The following is a 16,305-nucleotide window of genomic DNA, read 5'->3' on the forward strand; positions in this document are numbered from 1 at the left end:
GCCCAGGAGCGCCCGCATGAGCGGTAGCCGGCTGTCCACGCGGTTGTCGCGGCTGCTGAACATGGTTCCGTACTTCCTGGCCAATCCCGGGATCAGCGCCGCGGAGGCCGCCGAGGACCTGGGCGTGACGACCAAGCAGCTGATGAACGATCTCAATCAGCTCTGGATGTGCGGCCTGCCCGGATACGGGCCCGGCGATCTGATCGACCTGTCCTTCTCGGAGGAGAGTGTCGAGGTCACCTTCTCCGCGGGCATCGACCGGCCGCTGCGGTTGACCTCGACCGAGGCCACCGCCCTGCTGGTGGCGCTGCGCTCGATCGCCGACCTGCCGGGCATGGTGGATCCGACGGCCGCGCACGCGGCGCTGGCGAAGATCGAGGCGGCCATCGCGGGGAGTGGAACCTCCGCGGGGACGGAATCGGTTGCGCCACTGGAGGCTCCGGCGGTGACGACGGTGCGTTCGGCGCTGGCGGCGAATCGGGCGCTGCGGCTGGTCTACTACTCCGCGAGCCGGGACGTGGTCTCCGATCGGGTGGTCGATCCGATCCGAATCGTGCTGGTGGACAACAACTCCTATCTGCAGGCCTGGTCCCGGCGGGCCGAGGGCGTGCGGCTGTTCCGATTCGATCGGATCGAGGAGGCCACCGAACTGGACGAACCGGCCCGTCCGCCCAGCCACGCCACCGACGAGGCCGCCGCGCTGGACCTGTTCTCCGACGATCCCGCGGTCCCGTTGGCGCACTTGCGGATTCGCGCCGATTACGGCTGGGTACTGGATCAGTACCCGATGCAGCGCATCGCGCTGCTGCCGGACGGCGACGCCGAGGCCACGATGCGTTTCGCGACCCTGGACTGGATGGCGCGACTGCTGCTGGGCTTCGGCTCCGGAGTGACGGTACTGGGTCCGGCCGAGCTGGTCACGGCGGTGCGGGAACGGTCGAGCGCCGCCCTGGACGCCTACGCCGCACTGGCCGAGGATGGAGACTACGGGGACAGTGTGATCGAGGAGGTAGGGCCCGCGTGACATTTCGAGTGACGGTGCTCGGCGCCGGCAGTATCGGAATTTTCGTGGGAGGGAAGCTGGCGGCGGCGGGCGCCGATGTCACCTTCGTAGGGCGTCCGCGCCTGCTGGACGAGATCGCCGCGACCGGCCTGCGGCTCACCGACCTGGACGGCGGCTCCGACCGGGTGGCACCGGCCGCCTTCGCGGTGGCGACCGAGCCGACCTCGGCCGCGACCGCCGATCTGGTCCTGGTGACGGTGAAATCCGCGCAGACGGCGGTGTCGGCCGAACAGCTGGTCGGCCGGGTCCGTTCGGACACGGTGGTGCTGAGCCTGCAGAACGGCATCGGCAACGACACCGTGATCGCGGAGATCCTGCCCTCGTGCGTGGTGCTGGCCGGGATGGTGATGTTCAACGTCGTGCACCGCGACGGCGGGGTTTTCCATCGCGGCACGGCCGGTGGCCTCGCGGTCGCCGACGATCCTTCGCTCGAGCGGTTCGCGCCGCTGTTCGCCCGTGCGGGCCTGCCGCTGGATCGGCACGCGGATCTGCTGCCCGTGCAGTGGGCCAAACTGCTGCTGAATCTGAACAACCCGATCAACGCCCTGTCGGGTCTGCCGCTGCGCACCGAACTCGGCCAGCGCGATTACCGGCGCTGCCTGGCGCTCGCGCAGGCCGAGGCGCTGGCGGTGATGGACCGCGCGCAGATCCGTCCCGCGCGGCTGACTCCGCTGCCCCCGCACCTGATGGTGCGTGCGCTGACGATGCCCGACGTGCTGTTCAGCCGGATTTCCGGGCGGGTCGTCGCGGTGGATCCGCAGGCTCGCTCGTCGATGGCGGACGATCTGGAACAGGGGCGCAAGACGGAGATCGCCTGGCTGTCGGGGGAGATCGTGAGTCTGGGGCGGATGGTCGGCGTGCCGACGCCGGTCAACGCCTGTCTGATGGAGTTGATCGGTCTGGCCGAACGGGGTGATGAGCGCCGGTGGAGCGGGGCGGATCTGCTCGCGCGGTTGCGTTCGGCGAAATGCGATGCCACCGAAGACGCCGCCCGTCCATCGGACCGCGCCTGACGGACGTTATCGTTCTTCCCGGTCCGGTAACATCGGACTTACCACAGTTTGGAGGTTATCGATGGGTACATTCGGCCCGACGCACTGGATCATCATCGCGGTGCTGGTGCTGGTGCTGTTCGGCGCCAAGCGGCTGCCCGATGCGGCTCGTGGCCTCGGACGTTCGTTGCGCATCTTCAAGAGCGAGATGAGCGAGATGCAGTCCGAAGGCGGGCAGCCCGAGAAGCAGCAGCCCGCGCCCGCGCCCGCCCCGCAGGAGTTGCCCACCTCGCAGCCAGCCCAGCCCGCCCCGCAGGTCCAGGCGAATCCGGAAGTGCACAAGGCCTAGCCGACACGACGGCTCTGCCCGCACCGGACCGGCAGGTACCGGTGACGGTGGCGGGTGAGTCGCGCAGGTCCGGCGTCCGGCGAGCAGCGAGGCATTGAGATCCCATGCGCATTCCGTTCGATCCTCGGCGTAGCCGACGTAGAACGAATCCCGACGGCACCATGTCGTTGGTCGAACATCTCGAGGAGTTGCGCTCGCGGCTGCTCAAGGCGCTGCTGGCTGTCGCCCTCACCACCGTGCTGGGGTTCCTGTGGTACCAGTACGGATTTCTCGGCGTGCACAGTCTGGGCGACATTCTGCGCGGACCCTATTGTTCGTTGCCCGCGTCCTCCCGGGCGAATCTGAGCGCCGACGGCGCCTGCCGACTGCTGGCGACCGCACCGTTCGAGCAGTTCATGCTCCGGTTCAAGGTCGGCCTCACCGCCGGAATCGTGTTGGCCAGCCCGGTCTGGCTGTATCAGGTCTGGGGTTTCGTCACCCCCGGTCTGTACGCCAAGGAGCGTAAGTACGCCATCAGCTTCGTCACTTCCGGCGTACTGCTGTTCGTGGTCGGCGCGCTGCTGGCGTACTGGGTGGTCGCCCACGCGCTGCGGTTCCTGATGTCGATCGGCAACAACGTCCAGATCACCGCGTTGAGCGGTACGCAGTACTTCGGGTTCATCATCAAGCTGCTGATCATCTTCGGCGTCAGTTTCGAGACGCCGCTGCTGATCGTCGGGCTCAACGCCATCGGTGTGCTCAGTTACGAGCGGCTCAAGAAGTGGCGGCGCGGAATGATCTTCGGGTTGTTCGTCTTCGCCGCGATCGTCACCCCGCAGGATCCGTTCTCGATGCTGGCCCTGGCCTGTGCGCTGACCGTGCTGTTCGAGGTGGCGGTGCAGGTGTCCCGGATCAACGACAAGCGGCGTGCGCGGCTGCGCGAGGACTGGAGCGAACTGTCCGACGACCAGGCGTCTCCGCTGACCGGAAACGAAGCGGTCGAGCGGGTGGAACCGGTGAGCGCGGCCACGCCGATCGATCCGGCGGCCACGATTCTGCCCGGCAGCTCGGAGAAAACGCCGCGACCCGTGTCGGACTACTCCGATACGCTCTGACGAGTGGCACAACGGTCGCCGATCGGCGAACTCGCGGCATTCGCCGCTGAACTGACATTCACGCTCGACCCGTTCCAGCAGCAGGCGTGCGAGGCGCTGCAGGGCGGGCACAGCGTGCTCGTGTGCGCGCCCACCGGGGCCGGTAAGACCGTCGTCGGTGAGTTCGCGGTCCATCTGGCTCGGGCCGCGGGCGGCAAATGTTTCTATACGACCCCGATCAAGGCGTTGTCGAATCAGAAGTACGCCGATCTGGTCGAACGCTACGGCCGCGGTCAGGTGGGTCTGCTGACCGGTGACCAGTCGTTGTATCCGGACGCCCCGGTGGTGGTGATGACCACCGAGGTGCTGCGGAACATGCTGTACGCGAGTTCGGATGCGCTGCAGGGGTTGTCGTACGTCGTCATGGACGAGGTGCACTATCTGGCCGATCGCTTCCGCGGGGCGGTGTGGGAGGAGGTCATCCTGCATCTGCCGCCGGACGTCCGGCTGGTGAGCCTGTCCGCGACGGTGAGCAACGCCGAGGAGTTCGGCGCCTGGATGGAGACCGTGCGCGGGGATACCGCCGTCATCGTCGACGAGACGCGTCCGGTTCCGCTGTGGCAGCACGTGCTGGTGGGGCGGCGGATGTTCGATCTGTTCGACCAGAAGTCCAGTGATCAGAAGATCCTCGTCGACGAGGATCTGGTGCGGTACATCAAGCACCGTGAGGAAGCCGACCGGATCAACGGCTGGAGCGGTCCACGGCATCGCGGCGGCGGCCCGCGCCGCGACTTCCGCCCGGTGCACCGCCCGGAGATGCTGGCGCGGCTGGACGAGGAGGGGCTGCTCCCGGCGATCACGTTCATCTTCTCCCGTGCGGGTTGCGACGGAGCGCTCGCGCAGTGCCTGCGTTCCCGGCTGGACCTGAGTCGTGAGGACGACCACGAGCGCGTCGCGCAGATCATCGATGCGCATACCGGCGATCTGCCGCGCGGCGACCTCGAGGTGCTCGGGTACTGGGAGTGGCGCGAGGGATTGTTCCGCGGCTTGGCCGCACACCATGCCGGGATGCTGCCCGCCTTCCGGCACACCGTGGAGGAGTTGTTCGTCAACGGCCTGGTTCGGGCCGTATTCGCTACGGAGACACTGGCTTTGGGCATCAATATGCCCGCGCGCACGGTGGTGCTGGAGCGGCTGGTCAAATTCAACGGCGAATCGCACGCCGAGCTGACCCCGGGCGAGTACACCCAGCTCACGGGCCGGGCCGGGCGTCGCGGTATCGACGTCGAGGGTCACGCGGTGGTGGTGTGGCATCCCGATGTGGACACCAGTGCCGTCGCTGGTCTTGCCTCGACCCGGACATATCCGCTGCGCAGCTCGTTCCGTCCGGGCTACAACATGTCGATCAATCTCATCGACCGGATGGGCTCGAAGGAGTCGCGGGCGCTGCTGGAACGTTCGTTCGCGCAGTTCCAGGCGGACCGCTCGGTCGTCGGGCTGGTCCGCGGCATCGAGCGCAACGAGGGGCAGCTGCGCAAATTGCGGTCGCAGATCGATCACGACGGATTCCTGGAGTACATGTCGCTGCGGGAGCGGATCTCCCAGCGTGAGCGCGATATCGAGCGGCAGGGGCGCGCCGATCGCCGCGGTGCGGCGGTGGCGGCGCTGACCTCGCTACGGCGCGGTGACGTGGTGGCCATCCCGAGTGGGCGGCGGCAGGGCCTGGCGGTGATCCTGGAACCCGATCAGTCCCCGGGCGATCCGCGTCCGCTGGTGCTGACCGAGGACAAGTGGGCCGGGCGCATCTCCGCGGCCGACTTCCCGACGCCCGCGCAGCCGCTGGGCCGGATGCGGCTGCCGCGGCACGTCGATCACCGCACCGCTCGCACCCGTCGCGACCTGGCCTCGGCCCTGCGCAGCACCGGCATCACCCCGCCCGGACGGCAGCGTCGCGGTACCAAGGCCAAGGGCGGCGAGGATCGGGAGCTGGCCACGCTGCGGCGCGCGTTGCGTTCGCATCCGGCGCATTCCCGTCCGGACCGGGAGCAGTTGGCGCGCGTCGGTGAACGCTACAACCGCGTGCAGCGCGAGACCGAGGCCATGCGCCAGAAGGTCTCCGCGGCGACGAACTCCCTGGCCCGCACCTTCGATCGAATCGTGGAACTGCTCACCGAGCGCGGCTATGTGGACGACGCGGGTGAGGTGACCGCCGACGGCCGTCGGCTCGCGCGCATCTACACCGAGGCGGATCTGGTCGTCGCCGAATGTCTGCGCCACGGCGTCTGGCGCGGACTCGGACCGGCCGAACTGGCCGCGGTGGTGTCGATACTGGTATACGAATCACGCCAGGAGACAGGGTATTTGAGCCCGTCGGGCCCGACGGCCCCGATTCGGCGCGCGGTCGCGGCGACCATGGGCGTCTGGAGTGACCTGCGCACCGACGAGGCTCAGCACAAGCTGACCCCGACCCGGGAGCCCGATCTGGGTTTCGTCACCGGTCTGCACAAGTGGGCCCGCGGTGACGGACTGGCCGAATCCCTGCTGGCCAGCGGTGATCAGGGCAATGCGCTCTCGGCCGGTGATTTCGTGCGCTGGTGCCGCCAGGTTATCGACCTGCTCGACCAGATTCACAACACCGCCGACGACGTCGAGGTGGCCGGAACGGCGTCGAAAGCGGTCCGCGCGATCCGCCGCGGCGTGGTCGCGGTCGACTCGGCGTGACCGCCTATCCAATGGACACAGACGGTGCCGAACTGTGATTTGATGCTTGCGAGTACCGACCGTGGTGAGCGACTGACGACCTCACGCGGGGGGCAAGCGTGTGTAGGACGACGAGTGGAGGCAGGCAGATGAGCGGCCCGTACGGACCGAACGATACCCCTGGTCCAGGGGAGGGACACAGTAGCGATCCAACTCAGCAGTGGACCGGTCAGCAGCCTGCCGACCCGACGCAGCAGTGGGGTGGTCAGCAACAGGCCGGTCAGCAGCAGTGGAGTCAGCCGGGGCAGACGTCTTGGCCGCCGCAGTCCACCGGCAACGCCGATCCGACGCAGCAGTGGGGTGGTCAGCAGCCCGGCGGTCAACAGCAGCAGTGGGGACAGGGGAGCGGAACGTCGTGGCCGCAGCAGCCGCCCGCGCAGCCGCAGCCGTGGGAGGCGACGCAGCAGCAGTGGGGGCAGCCGCCGCAGCAACCGCAGCAGTGGAACCAGTCCGGCCAGTGGAATCAGGAACAGCTGCCTTCGCTGCAGACCACCGGCGGTAAGAAGTCGCGTCGCGGTCTGATCATCGGCGGTGGGATCGGCGCGGTCGTCGTGGTTGTCGTGGTCGTGGTGCTGGCCGTGGTCTTCCTCGGCAGCGATAAGCTGGACAACACCGCCGTGCAGTCCGGGGTGCAGAAGGTGCTCAAGGATTCGTACGGCATCGACGACGTGCAGAACGTCAGCTGCCCTTCCGGCCAGACGGTGGAGGTCGGCAAGACGTTCACCTGCTCACTCAAGGTCGGCGGCGAGCAGAAGAAGGTCACGATCAAGGTCACCAAGTCCGACGGCACCTACGAGGTCGGCCGCCCGAACTGAGGCTGTATTTTTGGCCTCCGCTTCGCTCCGGCGGTTTTTCGGCGCCCGAATGGCTCGTCGTTGCGCGGTCGAGACTCGGCCTTCGGCCATGCGCTTCGACCGCGCAACGACGAGCCGCGCAGAAAAACTTTGGGGTTGGCGTTTCTTGGCCTGACTGTTCCGGCGCACAGAGACGCTTCGCCGCTGGGCACGTTGTGAGGTGGTTGCGCTGGGGCTCGCACTATGCGGGGGTTGCCTGCGGCTTCGGGGAGAGGGCTGCATGCTGGTTCGGTAGGCGTGTTGCGGTGAAAAGTGTTGGTGGCGTTGTGGTTCGGCTCGACTGTTCCGATAGTCGGCAGAGCTTCGGCATTGGGCGCGATGCGGCGTGGCCGGGTTGGTTCGGTTTCTCGCTCTTCGCCTGATCGGTGGGTCTCGTCTGTGGGTTCGGGTGCAAAGCTGACGGCTGGTTCGGTAGGCGTGTTGCGGTGAAAAGTGTTGGTGGCGTTGTGGTTCGGCTCGACTGTTCCGGTAGTCGGCAGAGCTTCGGCGCCGGGTGCGTGCGGGTGATCGGGTAGGCGCTGGAGCCAGTTGCCGGGTTGTGGCTAGCGGGTGGCGGACGCGGTGTTGGTTTCGAGGGCCGTGATCAGGCGCTTGATCGGGCTTTCGGTGTTGTAGGTGGTGGCGAGGGTTTGCAGGCGGTCGGGGTCGGCGGGGGCGGTGGGGAGGAGGTCGGGGCGGGAGAGGGTTACCTCCGCGTCGCGGACCACGCGGACGACGGGGGCGGCTGCCTCGAGGTAGGCCTGGGCGGCGGTGAGTTTCTTGCGGATGCCTTGGGCCAGTTCGGAATCGGGGTCGGCGACGGCTGCTACGAGGGCTTCCAGGGTGCCGAAGCGGGTGATGAGGGTGGCGGCGGATTTGTCGCCGATGCCCGCCACACCGGGCAGTCCGTCGGAGGCGTCGCCGCGCAGGGTGGCCATATCGGCGTATGCGGGGCCCGCATTGTCTTGTGGCACACCATATTTCGCGGAGACCTCGGCGGGGCCGAACAGTTCGGCCTTGGCCAGGCCGCGACCCACGTAGAAGACGCGGACGGGCGGCTGCGGGTCGTCGCGTACCAATTGGAGCAGATCGCGGTCGCCGCTCACGACGACGACCTCGTCGGTGGACTCCCGCGTGGCCAGGGTGCCGATCACGTCGTCGGCCTCGAGGCCCTGCGCGCCCGCGGTGGCGATTCCGGCCGCCTCGAGCACCTCGAGGATCATGTCGACCTGCGGGGTCAGATTGTCCGGCACTTCCTCCGCACCGGGATCCGCACCCGCGGACTCGTCGAGACGGTGAGCCTTGTACGAGGGGACCAGTTCGACCCGGAACTGTGGACGCCAGTTCAGGTCCAGGCAGACCACCAGCCGCGAGGGGGAGTGCCGGGTGATCAGCGCCGCCACCATATCGGTGAATCCGCGCAGCGCGTTGACCGGTTGCCCGCTGGGCGCGGTGATCTTCTCCGGGATCGCGTAGAAGGCGCGGAACCACAGGCTGGCGCCGTCGAGCAGCAGCAGCGGACCGGGGGCGGGTGAGCTCATGGCTGCAGACGCTACCCGGTCGGTCCGACAACGCGGCGTGGGTGAGCTCGTCCGGTATTGCCGCGTCGCGACTCGCCCGAACGCGTAACGTTGGTGATCATGAGCGCGCAAACGGAATCACGGTTCGGGGCCGAGGTATACGGAGTCCGGTTGGAGCGGGCGGCGGAACTGGTGCGTGCCGCACATCTGGACGCGTTGCTGATCACGCCGGGCCCGGATCTGGAGTATCTGATCGGGTCCCGGGCGCAATCGTTCGAGCGGCTCACCTGTCTGCTCGTGCCCGCCAGCGGTGAGACGCCGTCGGTGGTCGTGCCCAAACTGGAACTGGCCGGTCTGGAAGGTTCGGCGGTCGCCGATCTCGGCCTGCACATCGTGGACTGGGTCGACGGCGTGAATCCGTACCAGACCGTCAAGTCGACGCTCAACGCCGGGGCGCGTGTGGCGGTCGCCGATGCCATGCCCGCACTGCATCTGCTGCCGATCGCCGATGCGCTCAACGCTCTGCCGGTCTCGGCGACGCCCGTCCTGCGGCAACTGCGAATGCGTAAGGACGCCAGCGAGATCGAGGCGCTGCGGCGGGCGGGCGCGGCGATCGATCGGGTGCACGCGCGGGTCGGGGAGTGGTTGCGGGCGGGGAGCACCGAGGCCGCCGTGGCAGCCGCCATCGCGGATGCGATCGTCCAGGAGGGACACACCGAGGCCGCGTTCGTCATCGTCGGCAGTGGCCCCAACGGCGCGAGCCCGCATCATGAGCACTCGGACCGGGTGATCGAATCCGGTGACGTGGTGGTCGTGGACATCGGCGGACCGGTCGAGCCCGGGTACTACTCCGATTCCACCCGCACGTACGTCGTCGGTGAGCCCGATCCGGAGATCGCGGAGCGTATCGCGATCCTCGAACAGGCGCAGGCGGCTGCCGTGGCCGCCGTACGCCCCGGCGTGACCGCGGAGTCCGTCGACGCCGCCGCGCGAAATGTGTTGGCGCGGGCGGGATTGGGTGAGGCCTTCATTCACCGCACCGGACACGGCATCGGCCTGTCGGTGCACGAGGAGCCCTACATCGTCTCCGGCAACGACATCGTTCTCGAGCCCGGCATGGCCTTCAGTATCGAACCCGGCATCTACTTCCCGGGTGAATGGGGCGCTCGCATCGAGGACATCGTCATCGTCACCGAGGACGGCCGCGAGTCGGTCAACCACCGCCCGCGCGGCCTCACCGCGGTCTGAACCCGCGACGGTGGGCCGCAGCCGATGTCACCACCGGTGGGCTGTGGCGAGTTGACCCGCCGGGCGAGATCGGTTCCGGGCAGCGAATCGATGACCTGTCGTTTCGACAGGCGCGCCGCGCTCGACCGACTCGGGCTGGTTCCCGCGGCGAGTCCGACGTGATCGGCACTTGTACTCCCTTGTTCCACAAGGGGATGCGGCTTTGGAAGCGCTGCTCGGGCAGCCTGTAAGGCCCGCGGTGCGGATCGGTACACCGTCACGGACCTTCCGCGGATCGTCCTGCCTCGACGACCTTCGCCGCGTAACGATGTGGTCTGGCGCGCCACGGCTCACGGGTAGCCGTGCCCTACGCGCGACGGTGCAAACTCCCGCGACGCGGATTCGGTTCAGTCGCGCAAAGCTGTTCCGGTGAGCAGGCGGATGGGGTGGATGGCGATGACGACGCGGGCGGGGTTGACGCGGGGCGGGCGGTAGCGCTCGGTGTAGCGGCGTTCGCCCTCGGTGACCGCGTCGGGGTCGGCGAGGATTTCGGCGGGGCCCTCGAGGGTCAGCCAGCGGGCGCCGTCGACCTGGCTGACCGCGGCGTAGCCGGTGCGGCGGACGTTGCGGGCCTTCACCGTGTCGCCGGAGGTGATGATGCGGGCGATCCCGCCTTCCTGATCCCAGGTGAAGCCGATCGGGACCATGTGCGGGGTGCCGTCCGCGCGGAGTGTGGTCAGGGTGGCCAGGTGCCGCTCGGCGACGAATTCGAGGGCGGCCGCGGAGAGTGCGATACGTGCGCCGGTGCTGGTCATGGATGTGACGCTAACAATCGCCCGCGTCGTGCTCGCATCCGAGTGACCGGACCGCACCCACTTGTCCGGTTCGGCGCGGTCGCGGTGGCAGACTATTCGCCATGGGTATGCGGGCACATGAACTCGACGAGGGCGCGATCGTCCTGCTGGGTGGGCGCAGCGAGATCGGCCTCGAGATCGTGGAGCGGATGGCGCGCGGCCGGGTGGTGATTCTGGCCGCGCGGCGCAGCGCCGACCTGGCCGCCGAGCGGGCCGCTCTCGACCGGGCGGGCGCGACGGCGGTGCACAGCGTGGAATTCGACGCCGACGATCTGCCCTCGCATCAGCCGCTGCTGGACAAGATCGCCGCCGAGCACGGCCGGATCGGCGTCGCGGTACTGGCCTTCGGCGTCCTCGGCGATCAGGAACTCGCCGAACGGGACCCCGCGGCGGCGGTCGCGGTCCTGCAGACCGATTTCATCGCGCAGGTCAGCGTGTTGACGACCCTGGCCGCCATGCTGCGCGCACAGGGGAGCGGACAGCTGGTGGTGTTCAGTTCCGTCGCGGGATTCCGTGTCCGGCGCGCCAACTACGTGTACGGGTCGGGTAAGGCGGGCCTGGACGGATTCGCCACCGGATTGGCGGATGCGTTGCACGGCAGCGAAGTTCACCTGTTGCTGGTGCGGTCCGGATTCGTCATCGGACGGATGACCGAGGGCATGGACCCGGCGCCCTTCTCGGTGCGGCCCGGCCAGGTCGCCGACGTTGTCGTCGCGGGCCTGCGGGCCCGGCGCGCGATCGCCTGGGCTCCCGCCATGATGCGCCCGCTGTACTTCGCCGTGCGATTCCTGCCGCGATCGGTCTGGCGACGGTTGCCGCGATGACCGACTCACCGGGTGCGGGCATGGAGCCTTGGCCCGTTCGGACGCCGATCGCGGTGGTGGGCATCGGCGCGGACGGCTGGGACGGGCTCGGCGCGGCCGCGCGTGCGGCCGTCGAACGCGCCGATGTGGTGTTCGGCTCGTACCGGCAGCTCGCGATGATCCCCTCGGGTGGGCCCGAACGAATGCCGTGGCCGTCGCCGCTGCTGCCCGCGCTCGCGGATCTGCTCGCCGCACACCGCGACGTGCGTGTCTGTGTGCTCGCGAGCGGTGATCCGATGTTCTACGGCATCGGGGTGTCGCTCGCGAAACTCCTGGGGGCGCAGGCGCTTCGGGTGCTGCCCCAGGCATCCTCGGCCAGTCTGGCCTGCGCCCGGCTCGGCTGGGGGCTCGCGGAGATCGCGGTGGTCACGGCCGTGGGGCGCCCGATCGAGACGGTCCTGCCGGAATTGTCCCATCGCCGCCGGATCCTGGTACTGAGCGAACACGAGCGGACCCCGGCCGAACTCGCGAAACTGCTGTCGGGCAACGGTTTCGGGGCGTCCCGGATGACGGTGCTCGAACAGCTCGGCGGTCCGGCCGAGCGGATGGTCCAGGGCGTCGCGGCCGATTGGTCCGAGCCCGCGGGCGATCGGCTCAACATCGTCGCGCTGGAGTGCCTCGCCGATCCGGCCGCACCGCGACTGACCAGGCTGCCTGGGCTGCCGGACGAGGTCTACGGCGGCGACGGCCAGCTCACCAAGCGTGAGGTGCGCACCCTGTCGCTCGCCGCGCTCGCGCCCTCCCCGGGGGAGCTGCTGTGGGATGTCGGCGGGGGCTCGGGCACCATCGCCATCGAGTGGTGCCGTACCCATCCGGCGTGCCGCGCCATCACCTTCGAGCGGTCCGGCGCGCGACGTGGGCAGATCACCGCCAATGCGCTGGCCCTGGGCGTGCCGGGCATCACCGTCCTGGGTGAGGTGCTCGAGGAGCTGTCGGACGACGAATTCCCCACGCCCGACGCGGTATTCCTCGGCGGCGGCCTGACTCAGCCGGACCTGTTCGAAAATTGCTGGGCGCGACTGCGATCCGGCGGACGTCTGGTCGTCAACGCGGTCACCGTGGAATCGGAGATGCTGCTGAACGCGTGGGCGGCCGAATACGGCGGTGCGCTGAGCCGATTCCAGGTCCACCGCGCCGAACCGCTCGGTGGTTTCACCGCCTGGCGGCCGCACCTGCCCATCACACAGTGGGTGGTGGTGAAGGATGGATGAGCGGTCCGGGGATCGCCGCGTCCTTATCCTCGGCGGCACTCGTGAGGCCCGGGAACTCGCCGAGAAGTTGAGTGGCGAAAGCGGATTCGAGGTCGTGTCCTCGCTCGCGGGCCGAGTCCGCGAGCCTGTGCTGCCGGTCGGCGAGGTTCGGATCGGCGGTTTCGGTGGCGTGGACGGCCTGCGGGGCTGGTTGCGCGACAACGATGTCGACGTGCTGATCGACGCCACCCACCCGTTCGCCGGCGTCATCTCCGCCCACGCGGCCGAGGCCGCCGCGGCGCTGAATCTGCCTGCGCTGCATGTACACCGGCCCGGGTGGCGGGAACGCCCGGGAGATCGGTGGATACGGGTTCCCGACGTCGCGTCCGCGGTCGAAACCGTCGGCAGGCGCGGATCGCGGATCTTCCTGACGATCGGCCGTCAGGAGGCCGGCGCGTTCGCGGGCCTGACCAGGCCGTGGTTCCTGATCCGCTCGATCGATCCGCCGAGCGCGGTGCTGCCGCCGCATCACGAATTGATCTTGGCGCGTGGACCTTTCGCCGTCGATGACGAGGTTCGCCTGCTGACCGACCGCCGGATCGACATCCTGGTCACCAAGAACAGCGGGGGAGAGCTCACCGTGGCCAAAGTGCTCGCGGCGCGAGCCTGCGGCCTTCCTGTGGTCATGATCGATCGCCCGCCCTTGCCCGAGGGCGCCCGAGTCGCGGAATCGGTTGCCGCCGCCTGGGATTGGCTGCGCACACTGCCGTGAGCGTTACCGTTCGAGCAGCGCGGGTAGCCGATCGAACCACTCCAGGACCGCACGTTCGTAGCCGATCCCGAAATCCAGTGTGGCCCTTTCGCACTGGGACCGCGTCTCGTCGATTCCCGTGAGATAGCGCTCGAGGCGTTCCTCGTGGATGACGCGATTGGCGGCGATGATCCGGTTCAACCGCTCGGGCTCGACGAATTCGCCGAACGCCAGGGTCAGCAGCAGCGGCACCCGGATGGTCTCCGCGCCCGGATCGCGAGCGATCCACTGCGCGAACGCTTCCCGCCCGGCCTCGGTGATCCGGTACGGTGTGCGCTCCCGCACCCCCGTCTCGCCCTTCTCCACCAGGCCAATCCGGTCCATTGCCGCCAGTTCGCGATAGACCTGGCTCTGCGTGATCGTCCAGAAGTCGCCGATTCTTTCCTGGGCGAGATTCACCAGATCCCACCCCGCCATCGGCCCCTCGTGCAGGAAACCCAGTAGCGAGGCCGCTGTCGAGTTCAAGCCCCGCTTCGATCCGCCTTCGGCCATATGCACCCCTTCCACATCAACGTTCCACATTGGAATATTAACGCTCGGATCGGGAGTCGCGCTCAGGGGGTCGTGTACCGCCGGGAGGTGAACACCCGCGGCCCGGCCGGAGTGTCGAAAGCGGTGGTGGTGGAGGCCCCGATGATGAGCAGTGTGCGCATATCCACCTCGGCGGGGTCGAGTTCGGAGAGTGTCAGCACGCGCACCGATTCGGCCGGGCCGCCGACGTCGCGGCCCAGCACCACCGGCGTATCGGGTTTGCGGTGTTCCAGAACCAGATCGCGCAGCGCCGCCACCTGCCAGGTGCGCTGCGAGGAGGCCGGGTTGTACACGGCGATGGCCATATCGGCGGCGGCCACCGCGGCGATGCGCTCGGCGACGGTCTCCCACGGCTTGAGGCGGTCCGACAGCGAGATCATCGCGAAATCGTGTCCCAGCGGCGCTCCCACCCGGCTCGCGACCGCACTCGCCGCGGTCATTCCGGGCAGCACGCGGACCGGAACCTCGCGCCACTGCGGATCGGCCGATTCCTCGATGACCGCCGCGGCCATCGCGAAGACTCCCGGATCTCCGGAGGAGACGACCGCGACCCGCGCGCCGTGCTTGGCCAGATCCAGCGCCATGGCGGCGCGTTCGGATTCGACGCGATTGTCGCTGGCATGGCGGCGCTGGCCCGGACGCGCGGGCACGCGGTCGATGTAGGTGGTGTACCCGACCAGATCCGTCGCCTCGGACAGCGCGCGGGCGACCTCCGGACTGGTCCAGTCCGGCGACCCCGGGCCGAGGCCGACGACCACGACCTCCCCGGTCGCCGGGCGATCATCCCGCGGCGCTTCGGTTTTCGGGCTTCTGGTGGTGTGCGAGTGTGCGGAATCCGCTGTGCTGAGCGGAATCTCGGTCGTCGGAGCCGGGCCCGGCACGACAGTGATCGCGAAGTACGGCACCCCGGCCGCGTCCACCTCGCCCGCGCGCAGCACCCGCTGACGTCCGGTGCTGGCCCGTTCGACGTAGTACGCGTCGTCCAGTCGCCCCGCATCCGTAAGCGCCTGCCGCACACTCGGATATGTGCGGCCCAGCTTCATCACCACGGCCGCGTCGGCCTCGGTCAGGCGGCGGGTCAGCTCCTCGGCGGGCAAGGTGCCGGGCAGGACGGTCAGCACCTGATCAGCCTCGACCAGTGGCGTGCCCAGTGCGGCGGAGGCGGCGCTGACCGAGGTGATGCCCGGAATGATCTCGGCCTCGAACCGGTCGGCCAGGCGGCGGTGCATATGCATGTACGAGCTGTAGAACAGCGGATCTCCGGCGGCCAGCAGCGCCACCGAGCGTCCGGCGGCGAGATGGGCGGCGAGGGTGGCCGCGGCCTGTTCGTAGAACTCGTCGATGGCGCCCTGATAACCGCCGGGATGGTCGGTGGTCTCGGTCGTCACCGGGTAGACGAGGTGTTCCTCGAGCTGTCCGGGGCGCATATAGGGTGCGGCGATGCCGCGGGAGATGCTGCGGCCGTGCCGGGCACTGTGGAAGGCGATGACATCGGCCTCGCCGATGATCCGTGCGGCCTTGACCGTCACCAGTTCCGGGTCACCCGGGCCGAGTCCGATGCCCCACAGTTTGCCGCTTCGCTGACCGCGGTCCTGAACGCTCATTCCTGTTCGCTCGCAATCGCATTCAGCGCCGCCGCGGTGATCGCGCTGCCGCCGCGCCGCCCCCGGACGGTCAGATGTTCCACGCCGCCGAATTCGGTCAGAGCCTGCTTGGATTCCGCGGCCCCGACGAAGCCGACCGGGATGCCCAGCACCGCGGCGGGCCGGGGCGCTCCCGCGTCGAGCATGTCCAGCAGGTGGAACAGCGCCGTCGGCGCATTGCCCACCGCGACCACCGCGCCGTCCAGTCGGTCACGCAGAAGCTCCAGTGCCGCAACCGATCTCGTATTGCCCATGGTTCGCGCCAGGTCCGGAACCCGGGGATCGCCGAGCATGCAGATCACCTCGTTCTCCGCGGGCAGGCGCTTGCGCGTCACTCCGGCGGCGACCATGGTGGCATCGCACAGGATCGGCGCACCCGCTCGCAGCGCGGCGCGCGCACGGGAGACGACGTGCTCGCTGTGGTCCACGTCGGCGGCCAGATCGACCTGCCCGCAGGCGTGGATCATCCGCACCACCACCTGCGCGACATCGGCCGGGAACCGGGCCAGATCGGCCTCGGCCCGGATGGTCGCGAACGAGCGCCGATAGATCTCGGCCCCGTCGGTGAGGTAGCTGGTACGCACATCGGACATGGC

At 68.8% G+C, this 16,305-nt stretch carries 15 protein-coding genes; 10 read left to right on the plus strand and 5 right to left on the minus strand.

Annotation, left to right across the window (positions count from 1 at the left end):
- The first annotated feature begins 16 nt into the window (after positions 1-16).
- From NM2_RS08790 to NM2_RS08815, 6 genes are all read left to right on the plus strand, one after another.
- Positions 17-1,024, plus strand: coding sequence for a helix-turn-helix transcriptional regulator (locus NM2_RS08790; protein WP_067666463.1), 1,008 nt, complete (start codon positions 17-19; stop codon positions 1,022-1,024).
- Complete coding sequence (locus tag NM2_RS08795; protein WP_067666465.1) at positions 1,021-2,076, plus strand: 2-dehydropantoate 2-reductase; 1,056 nt, start codon at positions 1,021-1,023, stop codon at positions 2,074-2,076. Before NM2_RS08790 ends, NM2_RS08795 begins: the two co-directional genes overlap by 4 nt.
- Before the next feature lie 61 nt (positions 2,077-2,137).
- Complete coding sequence (gene tatA, locus NM2_RS08800) at positions 2,138-2,404, plus strand: Sec-independent protein translocase subunit TatA (RefSeq protein ID WP_067666467.1); 267 nt, start codon at positions 2,138-2,140, stop codon at positions 2,402-2,404.
- Between the two features lie 104 nt (positions 2,405-2,508).
- Positions 2,509-3,498, plus strand: a complete 990-nt coding sequence (gene tatC / locus NM2_RS08805) for a twin-arginine translocase subunit TatC (RefSeq protein ID WP_067666469.1) — start codon at positions 2,509-2,511, stop codon at positions 3,496-3,498.
- 3 nt (positions 3,499-3,501) lie between these two features.
- The gene (locus tag NM2_RS08810; RefSeq protein ID WP_067666471.1) at positions 3,502-6,198 is read left to right on the plus strand and encodes a DEAD/DEAH box helicase; all 2,697 of its coding nucleotides are present in this window, start codon (positions 3,502-3,504) and stop codon (positions 6,196-6,198) included.
- A gap of 128 nt (positions 6,199-6,326) precedes the next feature.
- A complete protein-coding gene (locus NM2_RS08815; protein WP_067666473.1) occupies positions 6,327-7,052 on the plus strand; it encodes a DUF4333 domain-containing protein in 726 nt (241 codons plus the stop codon).
- Positions 7,053-7,633: 581 nt separating this feature from the next.
- On the opposite strand, the gene NM2_RS08820 is transcribed toward NM2_RS08815, so the two are convergent.
- Positions 7,634-8,611, minus strand: a complete 978-nt coding sequence (locus NM2_RS08820; RefSeq protein WP_067666475.1) for a 5'-3' exonuclease — start codon at positions 8,609-8,611, stop codon at positions 7,634-7,636.
- Positions 8,612-8,710: 99 nt separating this feature from the next.
- Between NM2_RS08820 and NM2_RS08825 the strand changes: the two genes are divergently transcribed.
- Positions 8,711-9,838, plus strand: coding sequence for a M24 family metallopeptidase (locus NM2_RS08825; protein WP_067666532.1), 1,128 nt, complete (start codon positions 8,711-8,713; stop codon positions 9,836-9,838).
- A 386-nt stretch (positions 9,839-10,224) separates the two neighbouring features.
- Here NM2_RS08825 and NM2_RS08830 read toward each other — a convergent pair whose 3' ends face one another.
- Positions 10,225-10,632, minus strand: coding sequence for a PPOX class F420-dependent oxidoreductase (locus tag NM2_RS08830; RefSeq protein ID WP_067666476.1), 408 nt, complete (start codon positions 10,630-10,632; stop codon positions 10,225-10,227).
- A 101-nt stretch (positions 10,633-10,733) separates the two neighbouring features.
- On the opposite strand from NM2_RS08830, the gene dprE2 reads away from it, so the two are divergent.
- The 3 genes from dprE2 to NM2_RS08845 are packed head-to-tail and all read left to right on the plus strand — an operon-like array spanning position 10,734 to position 13,496.
- The gene (dprE2, locus tag NM2_RS08835; RefSeq protein WP_157120986.1) at positions 10,734-11,495 is read left to right on the plus strand and encodes a decaprenylphospho-beta-D-erythro-pentofuranosid-2-ulose 2-reductase; all 762 of its coding nucleotides are present in this window, start codon (positions 10,734-10,736) and stop codon (positions 11,493-11,495) included.
- Positions 11,492-12,745 carry a precorrin-6y C5,15-methyltransferase (decarboxylating) subunit CbiE gene (cbiE, locus tag NM2_RS08840; RefSeq protein WP_245717913.1) on the plus strand — a complete coding sequence of 418 codons (1,254 nt, stop codon included), beginning with the start codon at positions 11,492-11,494 and terminating at the stop codon, positions 12,743-12,745. Before dprE2 ends, cbiE begins: the two co-directional genes overlap by 4 nt.
- Positions 12,738-13,496 (plus strand): cobalt-precorrin-6A reductase, encoded by a 759-nt coding sequence (locus NM2_RS08845; RefSeq protein ID WP_067666478.1) that lies wholly within the window; start codon positions 12,738-12,740, stop codon positions 13,494-13,496. Before cbiE ends, NM2_RS08845 begins: the two co-directional genes overlap by 8 nt.
- A 3-nt stretch (positions 13,497-13,499) precedes the next feature.
- Here NM2_RS08845 and NM2_RS08850 read toward each other — a convergent pair whose 3' ends face one another.
- The 3 genes from NM2_RS08850 to NM2_RS08860 are packed head-to-tail and all read right to left on the minus strand — an operon-like array spanning position 13,500 to position 16,302.
- Positions 13,500-14,057 (minus strand): PadR family transcriptional regulator, encoded by a 558-nt coding sequence (locus NM2_RS08850; RefSeq protein WP_439956854.1) that lies wholly within the window; start codon positions 14,055-14,057, stop codon positions 13,500-13,502.
- Positions 14,058-14,089: 32 nt separating this feature from the next.
- A complete protein-coding gene (locus NM2_RS08855; RefSeq protein WP_067666480.1) occupies positions 14,090-15,670 on the minus strand; it encodes a precorrin-2 C(20)-methyltransferase in 1,581 nt (526 codons plus the stop codon).
- A complete protein-coding gene (locus tag NM2_RS08860; protein WP_067666544.1) occupies positions 15,667-16,302 on the minus strand; it encodes a precorrin-8X methylmutase in 636 nt (211 codons plus the stop codon). The genes NM2_RS08855 and NM2_RS08860 overlap by 4 nt, the downstream gene beginning before the upstream one ends.
- Positions 16,303-16,305: the final 3 nt, after the last annotated feature.

Origin of the sequence: Nocardia miyunensis NBRC 108239, assembly GCF_001613065.1 — a bacterium.
In the GTDB taxonomy this organism is placed as follows: domain Bacteria; phylum Actinomycetota; class Actinomycetes; order Mycobacteriales; family Mycobacteriaceae; genus Nocardia; species Nocardia miyunensis.

Excerpts from the sequence above, each read along its gene's own strand:
- NM2_RS08850 (WP_439956854.1), bottom strand. The coding sequence starts at position 14,057 with ATGTGGAACGTTGATGTGGAAGGGGTGCATATGGCCGAAGGCGGATCG.
- NM2_RS08830 (WP_067666476.1), bottom strand. The coding sequence starts at position 10,632 with ATGACCAGCACCGGCGCACGTATCGCACTCTCCGCGGCCGCCCTCGAA.
- cbiE (WP_245717913.1), top strand. The coding sequence starts at position 11,492 with ATGACCGACTCACCGGGTGCGGGCATGGAGCCTTGGCCCGTTCGGACG.
- NM2_RS08845 (WP_067666478.1), top strand. The coding sequence starts at position 12,738 with ATGGATGAGCGGTCCGGGGATCGCCGCGTCCTTATCCTCGGCGGCACT.
- tatC (WP_067666469.1), top strand. The coding sequence starts at position 2,509 with ATGCGCATTCCGTTCGATCCTCGGCGTAGCCGACGTAGAACGAATCCC.
- NM2_RS08825 (WP_067666532.1), top strand. The coding sequence starts at position 8,711 with ATGAGCGCGCAAACGGAATCACGGTTCGGGGCCGAGGTATACGGAGTC.
- dprE2 (WP_157120986.1), top strand. The coding sequence starts at position 10,734 with ATGGGTATGCGGGCACATGAACTCGACGAGGGCGCGATCGTCCTGCTG.
- NM2_RS08820 (WP_067666475.1), bottom strand. The coding sequence starts at position 8,611 with ATGAGCTCACCCGCCCCCGGTCCGCTGCTGCTGCTCGACGGCGCCAGC.
- NM2_RS08855 (WP_067666480.1), bottom strand. The coding sequence starts at position 15,670 with ATGAGCGTTCAGGACCGCGGTCAGCGAAGCGGCAAACTGTGGGGCATC.
- tatA (WP_067666467.1), top strand. The coding sequence starts at position 2,138 with ATGGGTACATTCGGCCCGACGCACTGGATCATCATCGCGGTGCTGGTG.
- NM2_RS08815 (WP_067666473.1), top strand. The coding sequence starts at position 6,327 with ATGAGCGGCCCGTACGGACCGAACGATACCCCTGGTCCAGGGGAGGGA.
- NM2_RS08790 (WP_067666463.1), top strand. The coding sequence starts at position 17 with ATGAGCGGTAGCCGGCTGTCCACGCGGTTGTCGCGGCTGCTGAACATG.
- NM2_RS08860 (WP_067666544.1), bottom strand. The coding sequence starts at position 16,302 with ATGTCCGATGTGCGTACCAGCTACCTCACCGACGGGGCCGAGATCTAT.